Here is a 23,406-nt window from a genome sequence, read left to right as displayed (position 1 = left end):
TTAAATATTCGATGACAAGATGGGTGGCATTGCCCGCAAGGGTTGCGTCTTCTTGTGGTTAAAGAGGGCGGCGCGAATGCCGTGGTGCGGAAATCTGTCCCGTATTGGTAGCAATCGCCATTTCAAAACTGTCGGCAATGCGCCGTGCCCGGTCTATGAAAATGATCGCGGCTTCCGGCGGGAAGATTTCGCGTGCGGTTGTCTCGAAAAGGTCGAGCCAACGGTCGAAATGTTCGTTCTTGAGTCCCAGTTTCAGATGTGGCGCCATGGGGCGGCCTTCATAATCGCCGGTCTTGAGAATAACCGACGACCAGAACGCGGCGATCTGTGCGATGTGATGATCCCAATCATGAACCGCATCGGCAAAAATCGGCCCGATAACTTCATCCTCGCGTGCGCGTCCATAGAAAGTGGCCACTAGTTTCTCGATTGAAACCGGATCGATGGACGGGTGAGGCTGGTTGATGAGAACAGTCATGATCGCTTGTCGATTGTCTTTCGCCGGGTAGCGGGCTTTGGGTCGGATATAGTCGCTGCGCCGGCCACAATCCAGTGAAGTGTTGCCGCATGGCCATCAACTTCCCGTTGGCGAAACCGCTGCCACGATTTAATAGTCTAACTGTCTAATATAGTTGAGGGAGAGATGAATGCGGGTGTTTCTGCTTGCGGGTCTGTTGACCCTGGCGACAACGGGGGCAGGCTTTGCTGCTTCGTGCGAACAGAATTTCAAGTCCGAGGGTGTTCCACTCGTAACAGCGATTAGCTATCGCTCGACACAAAGCTTTGCCGGTGTGAAATCATCGACCGCCTTGCAGCGTCTGGCGCAAGCCGTCGCAGCCGAAGGCTTTTCTGGCATCAAGGTCAACAAGCAGCTCGCTTCGATTGACGCGTTTCAGGAAACAACCGGATCGGGTCGCATCCAGACCTTGCGCGTCACTGCACGGGCGCAGGGTAAAGGCACTCGTGTCGATGCGATCTTCAGTATTCAGGCGGGGCAGGCGACCAGCAAGTCGGTGGTACGCGAAGGGCTTTGTCGCATCATCGCTGCTGCAGCGAATTAAAACTTATAGCCTGATGGCCATCGCCGTCAGGCTATCTTTTGCATCAATTCGATACGATTGCCGAACGGATCGTGGATGTAGCAACGCTCATAACCGTGCAGCGGCTCATCCCCGATGGTTTCGATACCTGCTCGCGTCAGATGCGCGATCGTGTCATGGAGGTTATCGACCAGAAATGCAGGGTGTGCCTTGCGCGCAGGTGCGAAAGGGCGTTCGACGCCCAGATGAAGCCTGATTGCTCCATTCTCAAACCAGCAACCGCCGCGAGCTGCCAGATTCTCGGGCTTTGGAACTTCCGCAAAGCCGAGGGTCGAACCATAAAAATCGCGCGCTTTCTGCTCCTGACCTTCAGGCATTGCCAGTTGAACATGATCGAGAGCGATGATTTGCATGAATGTGCCGACGTTAAATAATGACGCGCACAACATAAAGCGCATCGATAGCCGGTCAAGCTATAGGGATTTGACACAGATGTCTGGAGAGGGAGAACGATGGTAGCGGAGGAGGGATTCGAACCCCCGACACAAGGATTATGATTCCTCTGCTCTAACCTACTGAGCTACTCCGCCACGCGTTGCTTTACAGAGACAACTTCATGATCGCCGTTTCCGGTGGGACAAATCGTTGTTCCTGCAAGGAATGGCGGCGGTATATGTGCGGAATGAAATGCTGTCAAGCACTCTTCGCATAGCTTTCGTCTTGTTTTCTATCATTTGCACCGATAAGGAACTTGGCATCAGCAAAGGCATAGTTTTATGGCACCTCGTATTGCGGTTTTGGGTTGCGGCTATTGGGGCGGCAATCACATTCGTACCCTGAAGAGCCTCGGTGCCCTTCAGGCAGTCTCGGACTCAAGGGCAGAACAGGCGGAACGCTTCGCGACCGAGTTCAATGTTCCGAGCATTCCCGTCGATGAATTGTTCACGCGTCCAGACATTGATGGCATAGTTCTGGCGCTGCCAGCGCAGTTTCATTCACAATATGCCATTCAGGCAGTGAAAAACGGCAAGGACGTTCTGGTCGAAAAGCCGATCGCGCTCGACATTCCGGCTGCAGAAGCCGAAGTGGAAGCTGCCCGCGAAAACGGTCGCGTGTTCATGGTTGGCCATGTGCTGCGTTTCCACCCGGCCTTCGAGAAGCTTCTCGACATGGTGAAAAGCGGTGAGCTCGGCGACATTCGCTATGTGCATTCGCATCGCGTCGGGTTCGGCAAGTTCCACAACGAGTTCGATGCCCTGTGGGATCTTGCGCCGCACGATCTTTCGATGATCCTGGCTATCACTGGGGAAGAACCGAGCGCGGTTCGCGGAGAGGGTGTTGCGACGCTCGATCATCTCACCGACATCGCCCATCTTCATCTCGATTTTCCGAATAGCATCCGCGGCCACCTGTTTGCGTCGCGCCTGAATGCCTATCGTGAGCGCCGCCTGACCGTTACCGGCACAAAGGGCATGGCGGTCTTCGATGACGGCGAACCATGGGATCGCAAGCTTGCGCTCTACAGCCATGAAGTCTGGCGGGAAAACGACCAGTGGTCTTTCAAATCCATCGAGCCGGTCTATATCCCGGTTGAGGAAGGCATGCCGCTGACACGCGAATTGCAGCATTTCCTGCATTGCATCGAGACGCGCGAAAAGCCGCGTACCGATGGCAAGGAAGCAATCAGTGTGCTGCGTATCCTCACGGAAGGCACTGTTCGGCACCCGCGCTAAAGGGGAGCCGTGCGATCCGTGTGAACTGCGTCAAGCGGTGTTACAGGAATCGCAAAACTTTGAACGCTCTGGCCATAGCGGGGCAGGGCGCAAGCGAATAAATAGGTTGCCGAGGATTCGCATATCCATTTGTGCGGGCCAGATATATTGGAGCCAACATGCAGTTTATTGATCTTGGAGCGCAGCGCGCGCGTATCGAAGACCGTCTCAATGCCGCCATTTCCAAGGTTGTTGCGGAAGGCCGTTATATTCTTGGACCGGAAGTGGCCGAATTCGAAAAGAAGCTCGGTGAATATCTGGGCGTGGAACACGTCATCGCCTGCGCCAACGGCACCGACGCCTTGCAGATGCCCCTGATGGCACGCGGCATCGGTCCAGGTGACGCCGTCTTCGTTCCGTCTTTCACCTTCGCTGCTACGGCGGAAGTTGTTGCGCTGGTTGGCGCAGAGCCGGTGTTCATCGACGTAGACGCGGATACATACAATCTGAATATCGAACAGCTTGAAGCTGCCATCGCCGCTATCCGTAAGGAAGGCCGTCTGCAGCCGAAAGCGATTATCCCGGTCGATCTGTTCGGTCTGGCTGCCGACTATAACCGCATCAGCGCCATCGCCGACCGCGAAGGCCTGTTCGTCATCGAAGACGCTGCACAGTCGATCGGCGGCAAGCGTGACAATGTCATGTGTGGTGCTTTCGGCCATGTCGGTGCGACGAGCTTCTATCCGGCCAAGCCTCTCGGCTGCTATGGCGACGGCGGTGCCATGTTCACCAACGACGCCGAACTGGCCGACACGCTGCGCTCGGTGCTGTTCCACGGCAAGGGCGAAACCCAGTACGACAATGTCCGTATCGGCATCAACTCGCGTCTCGATACGATTCAGGCTGCCGTCCTTCTGGAAAAACTTGCGATCCTGGAAGACGAAATGGAAGCACGTGACCGCATCGCCAAGCGCTACAACGAAGCGCTGAAGGATGTCGTCAAGGTTCCCGCCCTTCCGGCTGGCAACCGTTCGGCATGGGCTCAGTATTCCATCGAGAGTGAAAACCGTGACGGCCTGAAGGCGCATCTTCAGGCGGAAGGCATTCCTTCGGTCATCTATTATGTGAAGCCACTGCACCAGCAGACGGCATACAAGCATTACCCGGTTGCGCCGGGTGGACTTCCGGTTTCGGAAAGCCTGCCGAACCGCATTCTGAGCCTGCCGATGCACCCCTATCTGTCGGAAGCCGATCATGACAAGATCATCGGCGCCATCCGTGGTTTCCACGGAAAGAAGGCCTGATCTATCTCAACCTGATTGACGAAAAACCCGGCGAAAGCCGGGTTTTTTATTTGTCATGCCTGTAAGTTCAATTGCCAGGAAACGCCGTATTTGTCCTTGATCCAGGCGAAAAGCTTGCTGAACCCGTAATTGTCGAGCGGCATCAGCGTCTCACCACCTTCGGAAAGCTTTTCAAAAACGCTTGTCAGGCTTTCCTCATCATGGAAATCGACGAACAGCGATATGGATGGATTGAAATCGAACTGATGCGGAATGGGGCTGTCGATGACGATCAGCCGATGTTCGGCAAAGGTCACACGTGCAATCTGCACCTTGCCGGGACTGCCGCTCGCTTCGTCATAGATTTTGATCGACTCGATCAGGAAGTCGGGAAAGATCGAACGATATGTTTCCAGAGCTGCGCCTGCACTGCCCTGAAACATGAGATGGGTGCAAACCTGTGTCATGTCGAAAGCCTAACACGGCCCCGCCAGTTCCGGCAATCTGGCTGTTAGATGTTCTTCTTCGTAATTTGCTTATCGATGCGCGCAGCGATGAAGCGGGCGATGGCAGGGCCTGCCAGAAGCACGATGAAGAAGCGGCTGGTCTGCATCGCGATGATGAAGGGCAGGTCGACATTGCTTGATGCTGCGATGATTGCAACCGTATCGGCGCCGCCGGGACTGGTAGCGAGATAGGCGGTCAGTGGATCGAGTCCCAGCACGTGACCGAGCGCCATGCCGAACAGTCCGCAAACGGCAATGAGGAGCAGCGTGGATGTCAGCACCGCTGGAAAAGCCCGCGCGGCATGAGCGATGATGGCGCGTGAGAAGCCAAGGCCGATGCGCCAGCCGATAAGCAGGTAGCTGACCGCGAGCAGCCATGGTGGCAGGTCGATGGTGATGAAACCGGTGTCCTGAAGCAATGCGCCCAGTATAAGCGGCACGAGCATGGCGCCGGTGGGGATGCGGAGAATTTCTCCAAGGAACGAGCCGCCGACAATCAGAAGCACTGTCGGGCCGAGGGTGGACCAGTCGATGGGCGGAAACCAGACGATTTCGACAGGCGCAACGGTCTCCACGCCTGTGCTGAGTCGCAGGACGAGCGAAGCGGCTGTGGCGACCAGCACCACACGCAGATATTGCATGAAGGCGACGAGACGAGCATCGGCTCCATGGGCTTCGGCCATCAGCGTCATTGCGGTGGCAGCGCCCGGAGAAGACCCCCATACAGCAGTTGTTCCGGGCAGGATGCGAAACCGCGCGAGCAGATAGCCGATAAAAGTGCTGGTAAACAGCACATAGCCGACGGAGAGCAGGATAACGGGCAGGTGTTGCCCCATGCTGGTGAAAAACTCCGCCGTGATCGAACGGGCGATAAGGCAGCCGACAACGCCTTGGGCTAACAGCGACAGCCAGCGATGAACCCGCAAGGTGCTTTCACCTGCAGCCATCAGGATTGCGCCGAGCATCGCGCCGAGGAGCATCGCGGCAGGTAGCTGCAGCACTTCTCCTGCAAAAATCAGAATAGCGGAAAACACAGCCAGCAAGACCCATTGGATTGGCTTGGCTCTGTTCCTGAAACTGAATTTGCTTGGGGTCGAATTCGGCCCTGAGGGGGAGGTTTTCTGCATTGCCCTTCCTCACTACATCTGGGGAGGAAGCTATGCAAATCCGATTTTACTCGGGAAATATTGATTTCTAAATATCAATATACTGAGGAAAAAGAGGTGCTTGCAGCAAACGGCAAGACGCCGCTTTTCGACAAAAGCAGCGTCTTGAATTTCCGTATGACCGCTTCGATCAGCCGATCATGGCGCGGCGCTGGTTGACAGGGCGCTCGATCACTTCCCGCGGAGCCTTGCCACCGTCGCGTTCTTCGAGCGCTTCGGCTTTCGTCAGTTCGGTTTCCGCAGCCGACAATTCGGCTTCGGCCGCTTCCTTCTGGGACATCAGGTCGCGAATCGATACGAAGAGATTGTCGCGCCGCTGGCGTGCCGCCTTGGCGAAGGTCGGATAAGCGAAATGATTGATGTCAGTGATGCCAGCTTTTTTCTCTTCCGATAGAATCTGGGCGTCGAGTTCTCCGGCCATCCGTTCGAACTCGCCGATCATCAGGTCGAGCTGGCCCAGTTGACGGCGTTTTTCCTTCACCTGGAACAGTTTCAGCCTGACTAGGCTTTCACGTGGCTTCATACGCAATACTCCTTGAACACCAACCAGCTTCATGTGTTGGGGCGTTCCCCCCGACTTTATTAACAGGTGTAAACGAGCAAAACGCACCCGATCCACCGCCGAATCTCCCTGCGAATCCAAGCCCCTAAAGGGGAAATCATCGCAGCCGTTCTTCCGAAAGGGCTGAACAAGCGAAACAAAAAGTTAAGAATTCGCTCGTTTGGTAACCATTCCTTTACCGGCGAAGTTAATCATACGCGTTAGGACTTAAGGCTCGGTAAACCTCGTGTGGTTTTTCGGCAACAGGCGAAAGCTAGAGTCAGATGAATCGCTTAGCGAAGATTCTTAATGCGATGCTTTAGAGTCATCAGAATGAGAATGTCTTTATGATTCAGGCGCGTAAGAGAATTTTCTAAACAGGGCAGAAATATGCTTGCCAAGCAGAATCATATTTTGTTAACCATTTGCTGGCACCTTCATGCACAGGCAACGATAGTTCCGTGTGCTGCCGTGAGGGACATCGGGTCGGCTGCGGAAAGGGGATAAGAGATGCGCGTCCTTTTGATTGAAGACGACAGTGCTATCGCACAGAGCATCGAGTTGATGCTTAAGTCCGAGAGTTTTAATGTCTACACGACCGATCTGGGCGAAGAAGGCATCGATCTCGGCAAGCTATATGATTACGATATCATCCTGCTGGACTTGAACCTGCCGGATATGTCTGGTTACGAAGTTCTTCGCACCTTGCGTCTGTCCAAGGTGAAGACGCCGATCCTTATCCTTTCCGGCATGGCCGGTATCGAGGACAAGGTTCGCGGTCTGGGCTTCGGCGCCGATGACTACATGACCAAGCCGTTCCACAAGGACGAGCTGATCGCACGTATTCATGCGATTGTGCGCCGTTCCAAGGGACATGCTCAGTCGGTCATCACGACGGGCGACCTGGTGGTCAATCTGGATGCGAAGACGGTCGAAGTTTCCGGCCAGCGCGTTCATCTGACCGGCAAGGAATACCAGATGCTGGAGCTTCTTTCGCTCCGCAAGGGTACGACGCTCACCAAGGAAATGTTCCTCAACCATCTCTATGGTGGCATGGACGAGCCGGAACTGAAGATCATCGACGTCTTCATCTGCAAGCTGCGCAAGAAGCTTGACGCTGTTTCCGGTAGCCAGAGCTACATCGAGACTGTCTGGGGTCGCGGCTATGTGCTGCGTGAGCCGGATGCGGAAATGCGCGAAAGCGCCTGATCGGCAACAGGCTTCGAAATGTAAAAAGCTCCGCTTCGGCGGAGCTTTTGCTTTTTGGGGACTGCTTTTGGATTTAGGCGGACAGGATGCCTGAAAATTGTTCGGTGAGATAGGCGCGGTCAAACGGCTTCAGGATGTAGCCATTGGCGCCTGCGCGCTTCGCCCGCATAATGCGGGTCACATCGAGTTCATAAAGACACAGGATGACGCGGGGGCGGTCGCCGCCCGGCATAGCGCGGAGCTCGGTCACGACTTCCAGCGCCGTCATGTCCGGAAGGTCATAGTCGAGCAGAACGACGTCTGGCATGCGCGCAAAACAGGTTTCGAGCGCTTCCCGGCCGGTTGAGGCCTCAGCAAATTCTGCAATGGTTTCGGAAAGGACGCGGCGCGCGACTTTGCGAATGACGGAGGAATCGTCGACCAGCAGGCAATAACCTGTCATTGGTTCATTCGCCATGCAGTCCCCCTCCACAAATGCGTGTTGGCTGTCACGCCTTCGCTGAACATCTTCTGACGCATATCTCACTGGAAATGCGTTGCCTGACTGATAGAGGGTTTTATGACTGTTTGCCAGTGTGAGCGCGGGGCCGACCCGCGCTCAGGGGCGCTTATTCAGCAGAAAATACGATGTCTTCCGCAGTGGCGTGGATGGAAATTTTCATACCGGCTTCTTCGGCCAGAAGCAGAGTGTAGTAAGGCTGGACGGAATGGGCGTCGATCGGCTCTTCCGGGGCAGCACCCGAATGAAGCTCAAGGAACTTCGGTGGAACGCGCAGCATGCGACCCTTCACGGTGATGACGAAGCGCGGTTCGGTATCTCCGCCTTCGAGGCGCACAGCCAGTGAGCCGCCACGTGGTATGGCTGCATTGCCGATCAGAAGCATGTTCAGGAGCAGCTTGACCTTGTTCTTGGGCAGAAGGACTCGCGTCCCTTCCCAGGTGAATTCCGGCTTTTCGTTTTTGAAATATTCAGTGGCGACGTTCTGTGCGTCGCCTGTGTCGATCTGCACGCCAGCCGAGCCTGCAGCGCCAAAAGCGATGCGGGCAAACTGAAGGCGGGCGGAGGCATTGCGGGCGCTCGACTTGATGAGCGCCATGGCGTCTTCGTCGGCTCCGCCTTCTTCCAGCAGTTCCAGGCCGTTATTGATCGCGCCAACCGGCGAAATGATGTCATGACAGATCCTGCTGCACAGAAGCGCACCGAGGTCGAGCGCAGAAAGGGTAACGGGCATTGGCATGGCGTTTTCTCCGGAACGCGGATCGATCCCGCTCGTCCCAGCGTATTGGATGAGCAGACCGTTATCGGTTGACGAGACAGTTCGCAAAGCCAGAGTTTGCGCGCTGCATGAAGGTGGGCGAATCGCCCAGAATATCGATTTAACTGGATACACGCGCCATCGGACCGCCGCAACAAAGCTCTCTTTTCGGTTCTTTCGGGCTCGGGCATTCCCTCACATCAGTGTGAAAAGCTGGAAATCGTATGCCTTCGTAAAGCCAATTTCGATGCTTAAAGGTTTGGACAATAAATTCGGGTCTAAAATAGGCGCGATTCGACCGAAATGTCCGTAAGAGACGTGGTCTGGCTTTTAACAGGGCCGTCAGACAGAGGAGCGGAGAGCCAAAAGGAATTTTACATGGCCATACAATCCCTGTCGCAAATCAGATTCCGCAATGCGGCGTGCTTCGTTGCGTTTTTTGCGGCGCTGTTTGTTTCTTTCATCGCTCTGCCAAATCAGGCCAGAGCACAGAACACATACACTGCCGAGGAAATCGTCGAATCTGGTCACAGGTTCTTCGGGTCGACTTCGGGTGGCATCGCAAGCGCGGTCGAAAAAGCGTTCCAGAGTTTTGGTCTGCCCAACGGCTATATTCTTGGTGAAGAAGGCTCCGGCGCTTTCATCGGTGGCCTGACCTACGGCGAAGGCACGCTCTATACCAAGAACGCAGGCGACCATAAGACCTACTGGCAAGGCCCTTCGCTTGGCTGGGATTTCGGCGGGCAGGGTTCTCGTGTGATGATGCTCGTCTACAATCTCGACGACATCCAGAACCTTTACGGTCGTTATGCCGGTGTTGCAGGCTCTGCCTATGTCATTGCGGGTGTCGGCTTCAATGTCCTGAAACGCGAGAACATCATGCTGGTGCCGATCCGCACCGGTGTGGGCGCGAGGCTGGGTGTGAATATCGGTTATCTGAAGCTGTCCGCTGCGCCGACGTGGAATCCGTTTTAAGGATTAGTTGCGCATAGGTGTCTTTTCAGCCGGAGATTGTTTTAGCTGGCTGGAAAGACGGTCGATTGCGCACTATGAATAGGAAATACTTGTCTGAAACCGTTCGGGCCTATTTGAAATCGTGATCCAGTCCGCTCTCTTTTTCATATTCGGCGTTCTTGTGACAGTTTTCGTCGTGGTTCTGCTCGGCCCTTCGGTCTGGCGCCGCGCCTTTTTTCTGGCGCGCCGGCAGGTTCAGGCGGAACTGCCGATAACGCTGGCCGAGATACGTGCCGACCGCGACGGGTTGCGCGCCGAACACGCCGTTGCGGTCAGCCGTCAGGAACAATTGCTGAAGCTCGAACGCCACAAGAACGCGGAACAGAAGGTGACGCTCGCCCGGCAATATGAAGAGCTGAAACGCATTCCGCTGCTCGAAGAAAGCCAGGCCGAGATCGAGAAGCAACTGGAAGAGCACGAGCGGGTGACGAAAGAAGCCGAGACGGCGCGTGACACGGCGCTGGAAAAGGCAGAAATCCTCCAGGCGGAACTGGAACGGATGCAAAGCCACTACGGCGCGCTCGAAGGACTGGCGGATACCTTGCGTATCGAAATAAGTGGAAGCGAGACGGAGTACAGCCGTCTGACAAACGAGATGACTGAAATGCGTCGAGATCGCAAGGAAGCCGCAGCACGTTACAACGAAGTTTCGACCCAGTTGACCTCTGCACAAACGGAGCTGAAAAGCGAAAAGCGGCGCAATGGTGAACTGCAGCAGAAGCTTGAAAAGCTCATATCCGAGCTTTCCGACGCGCAGGAAAAAATCGAGCGCTATAGCCGTAAGAATGCTGGCGCGAGTGACAGCCCCGAGTTGGCCGAAATCGAACGCGAGAATGCAGCGCTTCGTGAAGAAATGGCCGTGCTCGCCGCCCGTATGGTGGCTGCGACCGCTGAAAAAGAAGGACCGGAATCTCCGATCCATTCAATTCTTGAAGCGGCAGAAAAATCCGACGCAGGAAAAGACAAGAAGTCCGGCTCCAAAAGTCTGGCGCGCCGCATTCGCGACCTGCAATAGAGCAATTCCAGTTTAAATCGAATCGTTGGAAATGCTCTATCTATTTGTTTTTACATGCATCTTTATCCCATTGGTGCGAAATCAGAAATCAGTCCAGTGGACTGATTTCCCCCCGCGAAGGCGGTTCCCACTTTTGGGAGACATGCTTTAGTTCGCAATTATTCCTTACCGAAAACATCCGACCAGTCGGGATGACGCATCGCCTGCGCGTGCATGAAGCTGCAGCGCGGGATGATTTTCCATCCGCTGCGCCGCGCGTCCAGAACGGCATTCTTGGCAAGCGCCTGCGCGACGCCTTTGCCACGCATCGTATCCGGCACGAAAGTGTGGTCGATGGAAATCAATGAGGGACCAAGCTTCGTATAGGTCATTTCGGCTTCGCTGCCGTCAAGAACAGCCGCATAGCGTCCGCCGTCGGAGCTGTCTTCCTTGCGAATCTCGATAGTCCCGCTCATGCCATCCTCCTGAACAAATACGTGTCCTGATCAACGCATCAAGTTCACAACATAGGAAGGGAATGTGCAAATAAAAACCGGCCACGTGGGCCGGTTTTCGATTTGTCGATCCATGACAAGCGCGGAAGATATTGTTCCACCGAGGCCATGATCCCCGTCCTTCCAAAACCTGTCCCGGTTTTGGCGAGACAGGTCTTAGTGACGATATTGTTGTATTCTGGTGGTCCTGAGACCGGCGAGACCATGCTCGTCGATCGAGGATTGCCAGCCAAGGAACTCCTCCACCGTCAATGTATAACGCTGGCATGCCTCCTCAAGGCTCAGAAGTCCGCCGCGAACAGCAGCGACAACTTCGGCCTTGCGGCGGATGACCCAGCGCCTTGTATTGGCGGGGGGAAGGTCCGCGATGGTCAGCGGGCTGCCATCAGGACCGATAACATATTTTATACGCGGTCTTACCAGATCGGTCATTGTACTCTCTACACAACACTCAAGGACCTAATCGAGTGTGAGACTAACGCGACAGCTTTAAAAATTACCTAAGCAGCTGGTAACTCTCTGGTAAGACTTGGAAAAATTTTCGTTTTCGCCCTATTGCCGGCGTTTTTGCGACATATGTCTGGAAAACCTCACGGGGAAGTGTGCCTTGCCTGTCGCAATCTGGACAATGATTGTTCCCGGACCCTTGGCAAATTGCCGCACTTTAGCCTATATAGGGCGCAGAAATCTAAATTTTGAGAAGCAGGGCGTATGCCCGGAAGCTGGAATCAATCATGAGCCTGAACAGCCTCGATCTGCCGGGAAAGCCGGAAGACACGCGCGTTGTCGTCGCCATGTCGGGCGGCGTCGATTCATCTGTTGTGGCCGGGATTCTCAAACGTGAAGGTTACGATGTCGTTGGCGTGACGCTGCAGCTTTATGATCATGGCGCAGCCGTTCATCGCGCTGGTTCCTGCTGTGCGGGACAGGACATTGAAGATGCCCGCCGCGTTTCGGAAAGTCTCGGCATTCCGCATTATGTGCTCGATTACGAAGCGCGTTTCCGCGAAGCTGTGATCGATCCATTTGCGAATTCCTATGTCAGCGGCGAAACACCGATTCCATGCGTCTCCTGTAACCAGACGGTCAAGTTCGCCGATCTTCTCCAGACCGCACGCGATCTTGGCGCCGACGCGCTGGCGACAGGACATTACATTCGCAGCCGCGCCAATGGTGCGCACCGTGCGCTTTATCGTCCGGTCGATACGGATCGCGACCAGAGCTATTTCCTGTTTGCAACCACGCAGGAGCAGATCGATTATCTGCGCTTCCCGCTCGGTCATCTGCCGAAGGCACAGGTGCGTGAAATTGCAGAGGAAATGGGCCTGACTGTCGCCAAGAAACAGGACAGCCAGGACATTTGCTTCGTGCCGCAGGGCAAATATTCCGACATTATCTCCAAACTGAAGCCGGAAGCGGCCAATCCCGGCGATATTGTCCATATCGATGGCCGTACGCTCGGCCGTCACGATGGCATTGTGCACTACACCGTTGGCCAGCGCCGTGGCATTGGCGTTGCCACGGGTGAACCGCTTTATGTCGTGCATCTCGATGCCGCCAATGCGCGGGTTATCGTCGGTCCGCGTGAAGCGCTGGAAACGCACAAAGTCTTCCTGCGCGACATCAACTGGCTGGGCGATGCGCCGATCAGCGATTTGCCTGAAGGCGGAATGGAAGTATTCGCGAAGGTTCGCTCGACCCGACCGCCACGCCCTGCCGTGCTGCGCCATGCCGATGGCCAGACCTGGGTTGAGCTGGTCGATGGTGAAAGCGGTATCGCTCCGGGACAGGCCTGCGTGCTTTATTCCGATGAAAGCAACACTGCGCGCGTCTTTGGCGGCGGCTTTATTGGCCGTTCGGAACGCGAGCCGCAGGCAGAAGAGATGTTGCGCCGCCTTGTCGCCAACACGGCAAGTGCCTCGGCAGCTTGAAGCTTTTTGTGATCGATGAATGAAAAGCGGGTGCGAGAGCATCCGCTTTTTTTATGTGTGTCAGCAAGATGCAATCTCAGTTAGAGCATTCGTTGTTATGCATGTCTTTATTCCGAAATCGGTTTCCACTTTCGAGATACATGCTCCAGAGTTTGAAAGCGACAAACGGGAAGTCAATTGCACTGGCTGCGCCTAAGCTCATAGTGAGCGGTATTTTGAGCGCGTTTTGATCCGGCCGAATCAGATCGGCGCTCCAACTTTTTGTTTTGATGCGCATCCCGAAAACCGTTCCACGCTTTTCGGGATGCGCTCCAAGCTTTGGCTTCAGAGGTCTTGAAGATGACGGCGCAGAAAATGATGGGGTGGAAGGAATGGACGATGCTTCTTGTTCTTTCCGTTCTCTGGGGCGGTTCATTCTTCTTCAACGGCATTGCTGTTCGAGAATTGCCGCCTTTCAGTATCGTCACGCTTCGGGTGGGGCTGGCTGCGCTCGCTTTGGTCGTATTGATTCGCATGATGGGCCTGTCGCTGCCGAAAGACCGCCGTGTATGGCTGGCGTTTTTCGGAATGGGCTTTCTCAATAATCTGCTGCCTTTCTGTCTCATCGTCTGGGGGCAGACCCAGATTGCCAGCGGGCTGGCTTCCATCCTCAATGCCACGACACCGCTCTTCGGCGTTATTGTCGCGCATTTTCTGACGGCGGATGAAAAGATCACCCGGAACAAGATTGCTGGCGTTTTGATCGGCTTTTGCGGTGTAGCAATCATGATCGGACCCGATGCCATCGGCGGGCTTGGAGGCAATCTGTGGCCGCAGCTTGCGATTCTGTGTGCTGCTTTTTCTTATTCGCTGGCGGGAATTTTCGGTCGCCGCTTCAAAGCGATGGGGGTCGCGCCGTTGATAACCGCTACCGGCCAGGTGACGGCCACGACCGTCATGCTCATCCCGGTGGCTTTGTTGGTCGATCATCCCTGGACGCTGGCCGCTCCGAGCGCGGCAGTCTGGGGAGCGCTGGCTGGTATCGCGCTTCTTTCAACAGCACTCGCTTATGTTCTCTTTTTCCGTATTCTTTCGACGGCGGGCGCGGTCAATCTCATGCTGGTGACGTTTCTCATTCCCGTTAGTGCAATCCTGCTCGGAGTGCTCTTTCTTGGCGAGACTTTGCAAGCCAAGCATTTGATCGGCATGGCAATGATCGCCGCAGGATTGGCAGCTATCGACGGCCGGTTGATAGCAGCGGTATTGCCATCGTCAGGCAAACGAGAAATCTACTGAAACTTGCTGAAGCGCGACAAGGCGATGCCGGATGCGGTTGCAACATTCAGGCTGTCGAACGCAGTGGACATGGGAATTCGCGCTGTTTGCAGCTTCTCAAGCAGGCGTGGCGGTAATCCTTCGCCTTCCGTGCCGAGCAGGAGCGCCTGTCGGCCGTGCTTGGTCGCATCGTAGACACTGAGCGACGATGACGGGCTTAGCGCAAGCAGGTTGAAGTCGGCATCGCCCAGCGCAGCGATGATCTCATCAATGCTTCCACCGTGGAAATAGGGAACTTTCAGCGTGGCGCCGACCGATACCCGAATAGCCTTGCGGTAAAGCGGGTCGCAGCACGTATCGTCCATCAGGACGCAGTCGGCTTCGAAAGCGGCGGCATTGCGGAAGATCGAACCGACATTGTCGTGATTGGAAATGCCGCACAAAACGACGACGAGTGATTTTGCGGGCAGGGTATCCAGCATTGCCTGAAGGCTTGGCGGCGTCTTGCGACGGCCTACTGCAAGAATGCCGCGATGGACATGAAATCCCGCGACCGCATCCATAACAGTTTGTGGAACGGAATAGACAGGAACCTCTGAGGGCAATTGGCTGAGTTGTTCGCCGAGGCCCGCAAGCCGGTTCTCCAGAACGAGCAGTGATTCTGTCTCAAAACCTGCCGAAGATGAGAACAGGACGTTCAGAACCACTTTACCTTCAGCGATAAACCGCTGCTGGCGTCCTACAAGATCCTTTTCGCGAATATCGCGATAAGGGGACAAGCGGATGTCGTTCGGATCGTCGACCTGCTGGACGCAGCCGTGCGAATGAGTGTCTTGGTTCATCGCACGGCTGTGACCTCATGTGATTATGCGTGAGCGACTGCCGCCAGATTATGTCTGCGCGGTGTTGGACTCATATACAGACTTGAAAGTGTCGACAACATCAACTCGATATGCGGCGAAGAGACCATATAATAGATGGTCTGCGCGTCGCGACGGGTAGAAACGAGGTCAAGGGCTCGCAATTTTGCCAGGTGCTGAGACAAGGCGGATTGGCTAAGGTCAATCGCCTTGGCAAGCGCACCTACCGACATTTCATTATGAAGCAACTTACATAAAATTAGTAATCGCTTATTGTTAGCAAGTGCCGACAGGAAGTCGGCAGCCTGATCTACATTTTCAATTAAATCAAAGAAAGTATTCTCGTTGCTCATTTGCCGTCATACCCCCGTAAGACTCGACAAAGTTAAAAATATACATGCGAATTTTCATAAGCATGCATATTGAAAATAATGCCATATGCAGAATTTGAAAAGCCCTTGCTTATATTCAATCCAGTATAAAGACGTGCAATTTCGTCCCAAAAAAAATGCGGTTTTGTTTCAGGGGGCTTTATTTACTGTTTGGTCAGTGCTGTAACGGCTTCCCTTACGGAAGGTGGATTCGAAGGAAAAACGTAACGCAGAACAAGGTCGCCATTGGCGATGTCGATGCCATCCGGATCCAATCCTATCACCTTCTGCTGATCTTTGACGGTTCCTGCTTTTAAAAGCTGTTGAGCAATTTGCGCAATTTTTGGTGCGTGATACTCGTTCATGCTGTCGAGCGCATTTTGCTCGCTTTCGGCAAAGTCCGCGCTGATCGACGCTGCGCAGAGCAAGTCGTCCTGTGTCAGGTTGAATGCCTTGCCAAAGCCACCATTCAAGCTGGCGCTTTCCAGTTCAAGCCGGAAAAAGACAAAGTCTCCGAGATCCACATAAAGCGAACCCTTCGGATTGTGATTGAGATAGCGTCGCCGAATGCGGGGGTAGTCAGCCGCTGTTCTCTCAACTTTCCGGGCCTGACAATGAAGCGTGACGCGCGCATGGGCGAGGGGGTCTCCCTTGCCAACCTCGCCGAGCAGAAGCGAGCAGGCCGGGTTTGCCAGCAGCCCCGGTGTGTGTGCCGCCAATCCGGAAACCAGAATGAGAGGCGTTCCGTCCATATCCGTCGCTACGGAGACACGACTTGCCAGTGGCCTGCCGGTCGCAGCGTCGAAAACGGCGATGGCACCGTAGCGCGATGTCCGCAACAGGGTTTTGGCAAGCTGAATGGCTTCAGGCGTGGTCGGGCGAATTGGATTGGTTTCAGGCATGGCTGTCAGACTCAAATATGACTCATATTGTCCACTTAATACTGTGCCTTATTCGATAGAGCCAGCGAATTCGGTGGAGTCCTTATGCCGGACGTTCAAAACTGCAAGCAATTTCCGATTGATCGGCCGCATTGATGTCGCGCCTGAGTCGGTGATGCATAAGTTGCATTATCCCATGCAAAATGCGTGCGAATAATATTATAAATCAAGGTGCTTTAGCGCAATATTTCGAAATTGTGTCGATTGATGGAATAAAAATCTAACCATTGGGGCCAAAACCCGTTGAGAATGTGAACTGGTTCTACAGATTGCGCTTGCAAAGTGACAGTCCACGCGTTTCGATAAGCGCAAGCTGCGGGCAATGGGGTGCGCGCGGCATGCTTTTCCGTGGAGGCGGACAATAATGAAATTCTACCAAAAACTCCTGGCAGCAACCGCGCTGGTGGCTCTGATGAGCGGTGCTGCATCGGCAAAGACCTTTGTATATTGCTCGCCGGCTTCGCCTGAAGGCTTCGATCCGGCTGCCTATACCGGCGGCGATACGTTCGATGCCTCGGCGCATCCGGTCTACAACCGCCTTGCCGAATTCGAAAACGGAACGACGAAAGTTGTGTCGGGTCTCGCAGAAAGCTGGGATGTTTCCGCCGATGGTCTGGAATACACTTTCCATCTGCGCAAGGGCGTTAAGTTCCATTCGAACGACTATTTCACGCCGACCCGTGATTTCAACGCCGACGACGTGATTTTCTCGTTTGATCGCATGCGCAACAAGGACAATCCTTGGCACCAGTACACCGCTGGCATCACCTACGAATATTTCGACAGCATGGAAATGGGTGCGCTGATCAAGGAAATCACCAAGGTTGACGATTATACCGTCAAGTTTGTGCTGAACCGTCCAGAAGCACCGTTCCTCGCAAATATCTCGATGCCTTTCGCTTCGATCATTTCGAAGGAATACACGGACAAGCTTGCCGCCGACGGCAAGAAGGACGATCTCAATCAGGTTCCGGTCGGCACTGGTCCTTTCCAGTTCGTTGCCTACCAGAAGGACGCCGTCGTCCGCTTCAAGGCCAACGAAAACTATTGGGGTGGCAAGCCGAAGATCGACGATCTCGTCTTCGCAATCACGACCGATCCTGCTGTTCGCGCGCAGAAGCTCAAGGCTGGCGAATGCCACCTGATGTCCTATCCTGCTCCGGCAGACATCAAGGGCCTGCAGGCCGATTCCAACCTCAAGGTTGACGAACAGGCTGGCCTCAATGTGGCTTACTTCGCGTACAACACGCTGAAGGCACCTTATGACAAGCCGGAAGTGCGCAAGGCGCTGAACCAGGCTATCAACAAGCAGGCCATCGTCGATGCCGTGTTCCAGGGTCAGGGTCAGGTTGCCAAGAACCCGATCCCGCCGACAATGTGGGGCTACAACGACAAGGTCGAGGACGACAAGTACGATCCGGAAGCTGCCAAGAAGGCTCTCGAAGCCGCTGGCGTCAAGGATCTGAAGATGAAGCTGTGGGCCATGCCTGTCAGCCGCCCGTATATGCCGAACGCACGTCGTACTGCTGAACTCATGCAGTCCGATCTGGCCAAAGTTGGCGTCAGCGCTGAAATCGTTTCGATGGAATGGGGTGAATATCTCAAGAAGTCGTCCGACAAGGACCGCGACGGCTCCGTCATCCTCGGCTGGACCGGTGACAACGGCGATCCGGACAACTTCCTGGGCACGCTTCTCGGCTGCGCCGGTGTTGGCAATAACAACCGCGCCCAGTGGTGCTACAAGCCGTTCGAAGACCTGATCCAGAAGGCCAAGGTTTCGACCAGCCAGGAAGAGCGCACGAAGCTTTACGAAGAAGCGCAGGTAATCTTCAAGGAGCAGGCTCCTTGGAATACAATCGCTCACTCGACGGTCTTCGTGCCGATGTCGGCCAAGGTTACGGGCTTCAAACAGAGCCCGCTCGGCGATTATCGCTTCGAAGACGTTGATATTTCCGAGTAAAATCTGACAACACAAGCGGCCGGGTGTAGGGTGATCCCCTGCACCCGGTCGGAGTTTTTGTATGTTCCGTTTCATATTCAACAAACTCGTCTATCTGGTTCCGACCTTCATAGGCATTACAATCGTAGCCTTCGCCTTCGTCCGGGTTCTTCCCGGCGATCCTGTGCTACTGATGGCCGGCGAACGCGGCGTAAGCCCTGAGCGCCATGCCGAGCTGATGGCGCAACTTGGGTTCGATCGCCCGATCTGGCAGCAATATCTGGACTATGTCTGGAACCTGCTGCACGGCGATTTCGGTCAGTCTCTGGTGACCAAGAAGCCTGTTCTCGTCGAATTTTTCGCGCTGTTTCCTGCAACTGTTGAGTTGTCCATCTGCGCGATCATCGTGGCTATTCTCCTTGGCATTCCTGCCGGCGTCATCGCTGCTGTCAAGCGCGGCTCGTGGTTCGATCAGGGCCTGATGGGCATTTCGCTGGTCGGTTATTCGATGCCGATTTTCTGGTGGGCGCTGCTGCTCATCATTTTCTTCTCGGGCGTGCTGCAGTGGACACCGGTTTCCGGTCGTATATCGCTGCTCTATTTCTTCCCGCCTGTGACCGGTTTCATGCTGATCGACAGTCTGCTGTCGGATCAGAAGGGCGCTTTCGCCTCGGCGGTCTCGCATCTCATCCTGCCGACCATCGTGCTTGCGACCATTCCGCTCGCCGTTATCGCGCGTCAGACCCGCTCTGCCATGCTGGAAGTTTTAGGCGAGGACTATGTGCGCACCGCTCGCGCCAAGGGCCTGCCGGTTCGTCGCGTTGTCGGACTGCACGCACTTCGCAACGCGATGATCCCTGTTATCACGACCATCGGCCTGCAGGTCGGCGTTCTGATGGCTGGTGCGATCCTGACCGAAACGATCTTCTCATGGCCCGGTATCGGTAAATGGATGCTCGATTCCATTTTCCGTCGCGATTATCCGGTCGTGCAAAGCGGACTGCTGCTGATTGCATTCATCATCATGCTGGTGAATCTGGTCGTGGATCTGCTGTACGGCCTTATCAATCCGCGTATCCGGCACAAGTGAGGGTATCATGACACACTCAGCTATTCAGCCGGAAGCCGCGAACGACATTGGCAAGATGCGTGCGCTGAAGGACTTCTGGTTTTATTTCAGCGTCAACCGTGGCGCTGTGATCGGTCTTTTCGTATTCCTCGCGATTATTCTGGTGGCGATCTTCGCTCCATTGATTGCGCCGCACGATCCTACGGAACAGTTCCGTCAATTCGTGAAAGTTCCACCCTTCTGGGAAGATGGCGGTTCGACCCAGTTCCTTCTGGGAACGGATGCTGTCGGGCGTGATATTCTGTCCCGCCTGATCTATGGCGCGCAGTATTCGCTGCTCGTGGGCTTTGTCATCGTCATTATTTCGATGTGCCTCGGCATCACCATTGGCCTCATCACCGGCTATTTCGGTGGCGGCGTCGATACGGTGTTCATGCGCATCATGGACGTTATCCTGGCATTCCCGTCGCTCCTGCTGGCTCTGGTTCTGGTGGCGATCCTCGGGCCGGGTCTGATCAATGCCGTTCTGGCGATCACGCTGGTTCTGCTGCCGCACTTCTCGCGTCTCACCCGCGCTGCCGTCATGGCGGAAAAGGAACGCGAATATGTGACCGCGGCCAAGCTTGCCGGTGCAAGCAAGCTGCGCCTGATGTTCAAGACGATTCTGCCGAACTGCCTTGCTCCGCTTGTGGTGCAGGCAACGATGTCGTTCTCCAACGCCATCCTCGACGTTGCGGCTCTGGGCTTTCTTGGCATGGGCGCGCAACCGCCAACGCCAGAATGGGGCACGATGCTTGCCGAAGCGCGTGAGTTCATCCTGAGTGCCTGGTGGATCGTTACTTTCCCCGGCCTTGCTATCCTGATTACTGTTCTCGCCATCAACCTGATTGGCGACGGTCTGCGCGATGCGCTTGACCCGAAACTGAAGAGGAGCTGATCGATGGCTCTGCTTGAAATCAAGAACCTCACGGTTTCTTTCGACACCTCGACCGGCCCGTTCCGGGCGGTCGACGGGATCGACATAAGGGTCGACAAGGGCGAAGTGCTTGCGATTGTCGGCGAGTCCGGTTCGGGCAAGTCGGTCGGCATGCTTGCCGTCATGGGGCTTCTGCCCAAGACGGCAACTGTTACCGCAGACACCATGACCTTCGATGGCAAGGACTTGCAGGCAATGTCCGACAAGGAGCGCCGCAAGATCATCGGTCGTGATATTTCGATGATTTTCCAGGAACCTGTCGCCAGCCTCAACCCCTGCTTCACGGTCGGGTATCAGCTTGAGGAAGTGCTGAAGCAGCATATGGGCATGAACGGCTCGGCGAGCCGTGCGCGTGCTATCGAGCTTCTGGAACTCGTCGGCATTCGCGATGCAGCGGAACGCCTGAAAAGCTTCCCGCATCAGATGTCGGGTGGCCAGTGCCAGCGCGTCATGATCGCTATCGCGATTGCCTGCAACCCGAAGCTCCTTATCGCCGACGAACCGACAACGGCTCTCGACGTTACGATTCAGAAGCAGATTCTCGATCTTCTGATGCGGCTTCAGGTGGAACACGGCATGGGTCTCATCATGATTACCCACGATATGGGTGTCGTGGCTGAAACGGCGGACCGTGTGATCGTGCAGTACAAGGGCCACAAGATGGAGGATGCCGACGTGCTGTCGCTGTTCTCTGCGCCCAAGCACCCTTACACCCGTGCGCTGCTCTCGGCCCTGCCAGAAAATGCGACCGGTGATCGTCTTCCGACGGTTTCCGATTTCGTCTTTGAAAATAATGGTGCGGGAGAAGCGCGATGAGCGAGATTGTTCTCGAGGCGCGCGACATCAAGCGCGATTATCATGTTGGCGGTGGTCTGTTCGGCAAGGCAAAAGTGGTTCATGCCGTCAAGGGCGTGAGCTTCAAGGTCGAAAAAGGCAAGACGCTGGCGATCGTTGGTGAATCGGGTTGCGGCAAGTCCACGCTGGCCCGCATTCTCACCATGATCGACCCGCAGACATCCGGCGAACTGAAGATCGGCGGCAAGGATGTGGATATCGCTCGCGATGGCCTGACGCCCGAAATGCGCCAGAAGGTGCAGATCGTTTTCCAGAACCCGTATGGCTCGCTCAATCCGCGCCAGAAGATCGGTGACGTTCTGGCTGAGCCTCTGCTGCTGAATACGAACATGTCAGCCGAGGAGCGTCGCGCGAAGGCTATGCAAATGTTGTTGAAGGTCGGCCTCGGTCGCGAACACTTCAACCGCTATCCGCATATGTTCTCCGGTGGCCAGCGCCAGCGTATTGCCATTGCGCGGGCGCTGATGCTCAACCCGAAGCTGCTCATTCTCGACGAGCCGGTTTCCGCGCTCGATCTGTCCGTGCAGGCGCAGGTTCTGAACCTGCTGTCTGATCTGCAGGAAGAATTTGGTCTCACCTATGTTTTCATCAGCCATGACCTTTCGGTCGTACGCTACATCGCCGATGAGGTGATGGTGATGTATTTCGGTGAGGTGGTTGAATACGGCTCGCGTGACGACGTTTTCAACAATCCGCAGCATGACTATACGAAGAAGCTTTTTGCTGCGACGCCGCGTGCGGATGTCGATGCCATCAAGGCTCGCGTGGAAGCACGCGCTGCTGCCAGACAGGCAGCGCATAGCTGATCTACATCTATATGCAGTCTGAAATGAAAAAACCGCACATGAAAATGTGCGGTTTTTTGTTTTGAGCATCTCCAGCAAAAGCGCGAACGAATATAAGCGCATTCCGCTCTAGCTGGACGTTCCGCGTTGCTGATGCCAGGCGAGGGCGCGCACGATGTCATCTGCTGCAATCTTGCCGACGATGGCGCCGTTTTCGATGATGCCAACATCGCCGCTGCTGTCTGCCACCGCATTCATCAACTCGCGCACCAGCGTTTCGCGCCGGGCAGTGGCCGCAAAAGGACGTGGCGCTGCTTGGCGATCGAAGGGCACCATGATGTCGCCTGCCCGAAGCACGCCGAGCGGGTTCATATGGGCAACGAAGTCAGCGACATAGTCGTCGGCAGGCTGCAGGAGAATCTCCTGCGGCGTGCCGCACTGAACGATACGCCCGCCTTCCATGATGGCGATGCGATTGCCGATCTTCATGGCTTCATCGAGATCGTGGCTGACGAAAACGATGGTCTTTTTCAATCGTGACTGGAAGGCCAGCAACTCGTCTTGCAGACGCGTGCGGATCAGCGGATCGAGGGCCGAGAATGGCTCATCCATCAGCAGAATCGGTGCGCCGGTTGCAAAAGCGCGGGCAAGCCCGACGCGTTGCTGCATGCCGCCGGAGAGTTCTCCAACCTTGCGCTTGGCCCAGTCCTGCAGACCGACAAGTTCAAGCTGGTCGCGCGCTTTGGCAAGGCGGTCTTCCTTGCCCATACCGGAAATTTCCAGGCCGAAAGCGACGTTTTCTTCAACCGTACGCCAGGGCAGCAGGCCGAACTGCTGGAACACCATGGAGACGAGTTCGGTGCGCAGATGGCGCAGGGTTCCGCGGTCGGCCTTGCCGACATCTATGGCGCGCTCGCCTTCCCGTACGAGAACGCGCCCGCGCGAAATCGGATTGAGCCGGTTGATTGCGCGAAGAAGGGTGGATTTGCCCGAGCCTGACAGCCCCATCAGAACGAGGATTTCACCTTCCTCAATGTTGAGTGTGCAGTTGTGCACGCCCAGCACGAGATTGGTTTCAGCCTGAATCTGGGAACGGGTGGCGCCGCGATCCGCAAGAGCAAGTGCGTCATCGACATTGCTGCCGAAAATGATGCAGACGTCTTCGAGTGCGATGATGGTCATCCGCGTG

Annotated in this window: 26 protein-coding genes and 1 tRNA gene; 13 read left to right on the top strand and 14 right to left on the bottom strand. The window is 55.4% G+C overall.

Annotated features, from left to right (window positions below; all coding sequences use genetic code 11):
• Nucleotides 1-58: 58 nt before the first annotated feature.
• On the bottom strand, nt 59-478 hold the full coding sequence (locus AAE521_RS15005; RefSeq protein ID WP_071633095.1) for a group III truncated hemoglobin: 420 nt from the start codon (nt 476-478) through the stop codon (nt 59-61).
• 169 nt (nt 479-647) lie between these two features.
• Between AAE521_RS15005 and AAE521_RS15000 the strand changes: the two genes are divergently transcribed.
• A complete protein-coding gene (locus AAE521_RS15000) occupies nt 648-1,061 on the top strand; it encodes a hypothetical protein (RefSeq protein WP_071633094.1) in 414 nt (137 codons plus the stop codon).
• A 26-nt stretch (nt 1,062-1,087) separates the two neighbouring features.
• On the opposite strand, the gene AAE521_RS14995 is transcribed toward AAE521_RS15000, so the two are convergent.
• Complete coding sequence (locus AAE521_RS14995; RefSeq protein WP_010659548.1) at nt 1,088-1,453, bottom strand: VOC family protein; 366 nt, start codon at nt 1,451-1,453, stop codon at nt 1,088-1,090.
• A gap of 100 nt (nt 1,454-1,553) precedes the next feature.
• Nucleotides 1,554-1,630 (bottom strand) — tRNA-Met (locus AAE521_RS14990).
• A 186-nt stretch (nt 1,631-1,816) separates the two neighbouring features.
• Between AAE521_RS14990 and AAE521_RS14985 the strand changes: the two genes are divergently transcribed.
• Nucleotides 1,817-2,773 (top strand): Gfo/Idh/MocA family protein, encoded by a 957-nt coding sequence (locus AAE521_RS14985; RefSeq protein WP_342061731.1) that lies wholly within the window; start codon nt 1,817-1,819, stop codon nt 2,771-2,773.
• Nucleotides 2,774-2,931: 158 nt separating this feature from the next.
• Nucleotides 2,932-4,056, top strand: a complete 1,125-nt coding sequence (locus tag AAE521_RS14980; RefSeq protein WP_010659550.1) for a DegT/DnrJ/EryC1/StrS family aminotransferase — start codon at nt 2,932-2,934, stop codon at nt 4,054-4,056.
• 53 nt (nt 4,057-4,109) lie between these two features.
• Here the strand turns inward: AAE521_RS14980 and AAE521_RS14975 are convergent, their stop codons facing one another.
• The 3 genes from AAE521_RS14975 to AAE521_RS14965 form a co-directional block, all read right to left on the bottom strand.
• Nucleotides 4,110-4,502, bottom strand: a complete 393-nt coding sequence (locus AAE521_RS14975; protein ID WP_012091620.1) for a VOC family protein — start codon at nt 4,500-4,502, stop codon at nt 4,110-4,112.
• Nucleotides 4,503-4,546: 44 nt separating this feature from the next.
• The gene (locus tag AAE521_RS14970; RefSeq protein WP_071633932.1) at nt 4,547-5,668 is read right to left on the bottom strand and encodes an AbrB family transcriptional regulator; all 1,122 of its coding nucleotides are present in this window, start codon (nt 5,666-5,668) and stop codon (nt 4,547-4,549) included.
• A gap of 169 nt (nt 5,669-5,837) precedes the next feature.
• On the bottom strand, nt 5,838-6,230 hold the full coding sequence (locus AAE521_RS14965; protein WP_006472627.1) for a hypothetical protein: 393 nt from the start codon (nt 6,228-6,230) through the stop codon (nt 5,838-5,840).
• Nucleotides 6,231-6,758: 528 nt separating this feature from the next.
• Here AAE521_RS14965 and ctrA point away from each other — a divergent pair.
• Nucleotides 6,759-7,457: a response regulator transcription factor CtrA gene (ctrA, locus tag AAE521_RS14960; RefSeq protein ID WP_010659553.1), complete on the top strand. Its 699-nt coding sequence runs from the start codon at nt 6,759-6,761 to the stop codon at nt 7,455-7,457.
• 73 nt (nt 7,458-7,530) lie between these two features.
• Here the strand turns inward: ctrA and AAE521_RS14955 are convergent, their stop codons facing one another.
• Together AAE521_RS14955 and chpT are read right to left on the bottom strand one after the other, a co-directional pair.
• The gene (locus AAE521_RS14955) at nt 7,531-7,914 is read right to left on the bottom strand and encodes a response regulator (protein WP_342061730.1); all 384 of its coding nucleotides are present in this window, start codon (nt 7,912-7,914) and stop codon (nt 7,531-7,533) included.
• A gap of 151 nt (nt 7,915-8,065) precedes the next feature.
• Nucleotides 8,066-8,695, bottom strand: coding sequence for a histidine phosphotransferase ChpT (gene chpT, locus AAE521_RS14950; RefSeq protein WP_006467394.1), 630 nt, complete (start codon nt 8,693-8,695; stop codon nt 8,066-8,068).
• A 396-nt stretch (nt 8,696-9,091) separates the two neighbouring features.
• On the opposite strand from chpT, the gene AAE521_RS14945 reads away from it, so the two are divergent.
• Both AAE521_RS14945 and AAE521_RS14940 read left to right on the top strand, forming a co-directional pair.
• Nucleotides 9,092-9,688 (top strand): DUF1134 domain-containing protein, encoded by a 597-nt coding sequence (locus tag AAE521_RS14945; protein ID WP_010659556.1) that lies wholly within the window; start codon nt 9,092-9,094, stop codon nt 9,686-9,688.
• A 145-nt stretch (nt 9,689-9,833) separates the two neighbouring features.
• The gene (locus tag AAE521_RS14940; protein ID WP_206044347.1) at nt 9,834-10,742 is read left to right on the top strand and encodes a coiled-coil domain-containing protein; all 909 of its coding nucleotides are present in this window, start codon (nt 9,834-9,836) and stop codon (nt 10,740-10,742) included.
• A gap of 158 nt (nt 10,743-10,900) precedes the next feature.
• Here AAE521_RS14940 and AAE521_RS14935 read toward each other — a convergent pair whose 3' ends face one another.
• The gene (locus AAE521_RS14935) at nt 10,901-11,197 is read right to left on the bottom strand and encodes a GNAT family N-acetyltransferase (protein WP_010659558.1); all 297 of its coding nucleotides are present in this window, start codon (nt 11,195-11,197) and stop codon (nt 10,901-10,903) included.
• Nucleotides 11,198-11,392: 195 nt separating this feature from the next.
• Nucleotides 11,393-11,668: a CtrA inhibitor SciP gene (sciP, locus tag AAE521_RS14930; protein ID WP_010659559.1), complete on the bottom strand. Its 276-nt coding sequence runs from the start codon at nt 11,666-11,668 to the stop codon at nt 11,393-11,395.
• A 302-nt stretch (nt 11,669-11,970) separates the two neighbouring features.
• Between sciP and mnmA the strand changes: the two genes are divergently transcribed.
• The gene (gene mnmA / locus AAE521_RS14925; protein WP_012091625.1) at nt 11,971-13,167 is read left to right on the top strand and encodes a tRNA 2-thiouridine(34) synthase MnmA; all 1,197 of its coding nucleotides are present in this window, start codon (nt 11,971-11,973) and stop codon (nt 13,165-13,167) included.
• Between the two features lie 339 nt (nt 13,168-13,506).
• Nucleotides 13,507-14,442 (top strand): DMT family transporter, encoded by a 936-nt coding sequence (locus AAE521_RS14920; RefSeq protein WP_071633928.1) that lies wholly within the window; start codon nt 13,507-13,509, stop codon nt 14,440-14,442.
• On the opposite strand, the gene AAE521_RS14915 is transcribed toward AAE521_RS14920, so the two are convergent.
• The 3 genes from AAE521_RS14915 to AAE521_RS14905 form a co-directional block, all read right to left on the bottom strand.
• Nucleotides 14,436-15,263 (bottom strand): TrmH family RNA methyltransferase, encoded by an 828-nt coding sequence (locus AAE521_RS14915; RefSeq protein ID WP_342061729.1) that lies wholly within the window; start codon nt 15,261-15,263, stop codon nt 14,436-14,438. The genes AAE521_RS14920 and AAE521_RS14915 overlap by 7 nt on opposite strands.
• Nucleotides 15,264-15,286: 23 nt before the next feature.
• Nucleotides 15,287-15,634, bottom strand: a complete 348-nt coding sequence (locus tag AAE521_RS14910) for an ArsR/SmtB family transcription factor (RefSeq protein WP_010659564.1) — start codon at nt 15,632-15,634, stop codon at nt 15,287-15,289.
• 182 nt (nt 15,635-15,816) lie between these two features.
• Entirely contained in the window at nt 15,817-16,554 is a 738-nt protein-coding gene (locus tag AAE521_RS14905; RefSeq protein WP_374864808.1) for a HugZ family pyridoxamine 5'-phosphate oxidase, read from the bottom strand.
• Between the two features lie 403 nt (nt 16,555-16,957).
• Here AAE521_RS14905 and AAE521_RS14900 point away from each other — a divergent pair, with 403 nt between their 5' ends.
• From AAE521_RS14900 to AAE521_RS14880, 5 genes are all read left to right on the top strand, one after another.
• Nucleotides 16,958-18,553, top strand: a complete 1,596-nt coding sequence (locus AAE521_RS14900; protein ID WP_342061727.1) for an ABC transporter substrate-binding protein — start codon at nt 16,958-16,960, stop codon at nt 18,551-18,553.
• Between the two features lie 61 nt (nt 18,554-18,614).
• Nucleotides 18,615-19,622: an ABC transporter permease subunit gene (locus AAE521_RS14895; protein WP_010659567.1), complete on the top strand. Its 1,008-nt coding sequence runs from the start codon at nt 18,615-18,617 to the stop codon at nt 19,620-19,622.
• A gap of 7 nt (nt 19,623-19,629) precedes the next feature.
• A complete protein-coding gene (locus AAE521_RS14890; protein WP_010659568.1) occupies nt 19,630-20,538 on the top strand; it encodes an ABC transporter permease subunit in 909 nt (302 codons plus the stop codon).
• Nucleotides 20,539-20,541: 3 nt separating this feature from the next.
• Nucleotides 20,542-21,393 (top strand): ABC transporter ATP-binding protein, encoded by an 852-nt coding sequence (locus AAE521_RS14885; RefSeq protein ID WP_010659569.1) that lies wholly within the window; start codon nt 20,542-20,544, stop codon nt 21,391-21,393.
• Entirely contained in the window at nt 21,390-22,238 is an 849-nt protein-coding gene (locus tag AAE521_RS14880; RefSeq protein WP_010659570.1) for a dipeptide ABC transporter ATP-binding protein, read from the top strand. Before AAE521_RS14885 ends, AAE521_RS14880 begins: the two co-directional genes overlap by 4 nt.
• A 108-nt stretch (nt 22,239-22,346) precedes the next feature.
• Here the strand turns inward: AAE521_RS14880 and choV are convergent, their stop codons facing one another.
• Entirely contained in the window at nt 22,347-23,399 is a 1,053-nt protein-coding gene (gene choV, locus AAE521_RS14875; RefSeq protein WP_010659571.1) for a choline ABC transporter ATP-binding protein, read from the bottom strand.
• Nucleotides 23,400-23,406: the final 7 nt, after the last annotated feature.

Source organism: Brucella cytisi, assembly GCF_038433355.1.
GTDB lineage: Bacteria > Pseudomonadota > Alphaproteobacteria > Rhizobiales > Rhizobiaceae > Brucella > Brucella cytisi.
Note: the sequence above shows the minus strand (reverse complement) of the source record. Positions and strands in the feature narration are given on the sequence as shown.

Excerpts from the sequence above, each read along its gene's own strand:
- AAE521_RS15005 (WP_071633095.1), bottom strand. The coding sequence starts at position 478 with ATGACTGTTCTCATCAACCAGCCTCACCCGTCCATCGATCCGGTTTCA.
- AAE521_RS15000 (WP_071633094.1), top strand. The coding sequence starts at position 648 with ATGCGGGTGTTTCTGCTTGCGGGTCTGTTGACCCTGGCGACAACGGGG.
- AAE521_RS14995 (WP_010659548.1), bottom strand. The coding sequence starts at position 1,453 with ATGCAAATCATCGCTCTCGATCATGTTCAACTGGCAATGCCTGAAGGT.
- AAE521_RS14985 (WP_342061731.1), top strand. The coding sequence starts at position 1,817 with ATGGCACCTCGTATTGCGGTTTTGGGTTGCGGCTATTGGGGCGGCAAT.
- AAE521_RS14980 (WP_010659550.1), top strand. The coding sequence starts at position 2,932 with ATGCAGTTTATTGATCTTGGAGCGCAGCGCGCGCGTATCGAAGACCGT.
- AAE521_RS14975 (WP_012091620.1), bottom strand. The coding sequence starts at position 4,502 with ATGACACAGGTTTGCACCCATCTCATGTTTCAGGGCAGTGCAGGCGCA.
- AAE521_RS14970 (WP_071633932.1), bottom strand. The coding sequence starts at position 5,668 with ATGCAGAAAACCTCCCCCTCAGGGCCGAATTCGACCCCAAGCAAATTC.
- AAE521_RS14965 (WP_006472627.1), bottom strand. The coding sequence starts at position 6,230 with ATGAAGCCACGTGAAAGCCTAGTCAGGCTGAAACTGTTCCAGGTGAAG.
- ctrA (WP_010659553.1), top strand. The coding sequence starts at position 6,759 with ATGCGCGTCCTTTTGATTGAAGACGACAGTGCTATCGCACAGAGCATC.
- AAE521_RS14955 (WP_342061730.1), bottom strand. The coding sequence starts at position 7,914 with ATGGCGAATGAACCAATGACAGGTTATTGCCTGCTGGTCGACGATTCC.
- chpT (WP_006467394.1), bottom strand. The coding sequence starts at position 8,695 with ATGCCAATGCCCGTTACCCTTTCTGCGCTCGACCTCGGTGCGCTTCTG.
- AAE521_RS14945 (WP_010659556.1), top strand. The coding sequence starts at position 9,092 with ATGGCCATACAATCCCTGTCGCAAATCAGATTCCGCAATGCGGCGTGC.
- AAE521_RS14935 (WP_010659558.1), bottom strand. The coding sequence starts at position 11,197 with ATGAGCGGGACTATCGAGATTCGCAAGGAAGACAGCTCCGACGGCGGA.
- sciP (WP_010659559.1), bottom strand. The coding sequence starts at position 11,668 with ATGACCGATCTGGTAAGACCGCGTATAAAATATGTTATCGGTCCTGAT.
- mnmA (WP_012091625.1), top strand. The coding sequence starts at position 11,971 with ATGAGCCTGAACAGCCTCGATCTGCCGGGAAAGCCGGAAGACACGCGC.
- AAE521_RS14920 (WP_071633928.1), top strand. The coding sequence starts at position 13,507 with ATGACGGCGCAGAAAATGATGGGGTGGAAGGAATGGACGATGCTTCTT.
- AAE521_RS14915 (WP_342061729.1), bottom strand. The coding sequence starts at position 15,263 with ATGAACCAAGACACTCATTCGCACGGCTGCGTCCAGCAGGTCGACGAT.
- AAE521_RS14910 (WP_010659564.1), bottom strand. The coding sequence starts at position 15,634 with ATGAGCAACGAGAATACTTTCTTTGATTTAATTGAAAATGTAGATCAG.
- AAE521_RS14905 (WP_374864808.1), bottom strand. The coding sequence starts at position 16,554 with ATGCCTGAAACCAATCCAATTCGCCCGACCACGCCTGAAGCCATTCAG.
- AAE521_RS14900 (WP_342061727.1), top strand. The coding sequence starts at position 16,958 with ATGAAATTCTACCAAAAACTCCTGGCAGCAACCGCGCTGGTGGCTCTG.
- AAE521_RS14895 (WP_010659567.1), top strand. The coding sequence starts at position 18,615 with ATGTTCCGTTTCATATTCAACAAACTCGTCTATCTGGTTCCGACCTTC.
- AAE521_RS14890 (WP_010659568.1), top strand. The coding sequence starts at position 19,630 with ATGACACACTCAGCTATTCAGCCGGAAGCCGCGAACGACATTGGCAAG.
- AAE521_RS14885 (WP_010659569.1), top strand. The coding sequence starts at position 20,542 with ATGGCTCTGCTTGAAATCAAGAACCTCACGGTTTCTTTCGACACCTCG.
- AAE521_RS14880 (WP_010659570.1), top strand. The coding sequence starts at position 21,390 with ATGAGCGAGATTGTTCTCGAGGCGCGCGACATCAAGCGCGATTATCAT.
- choV (WP_010659571.1), bottom strand. The coding sequence starts at position 23,399 with ATGACCATCATCGCACTCGAAGACGTCTGCATCATTTTCGGCAGCAAT.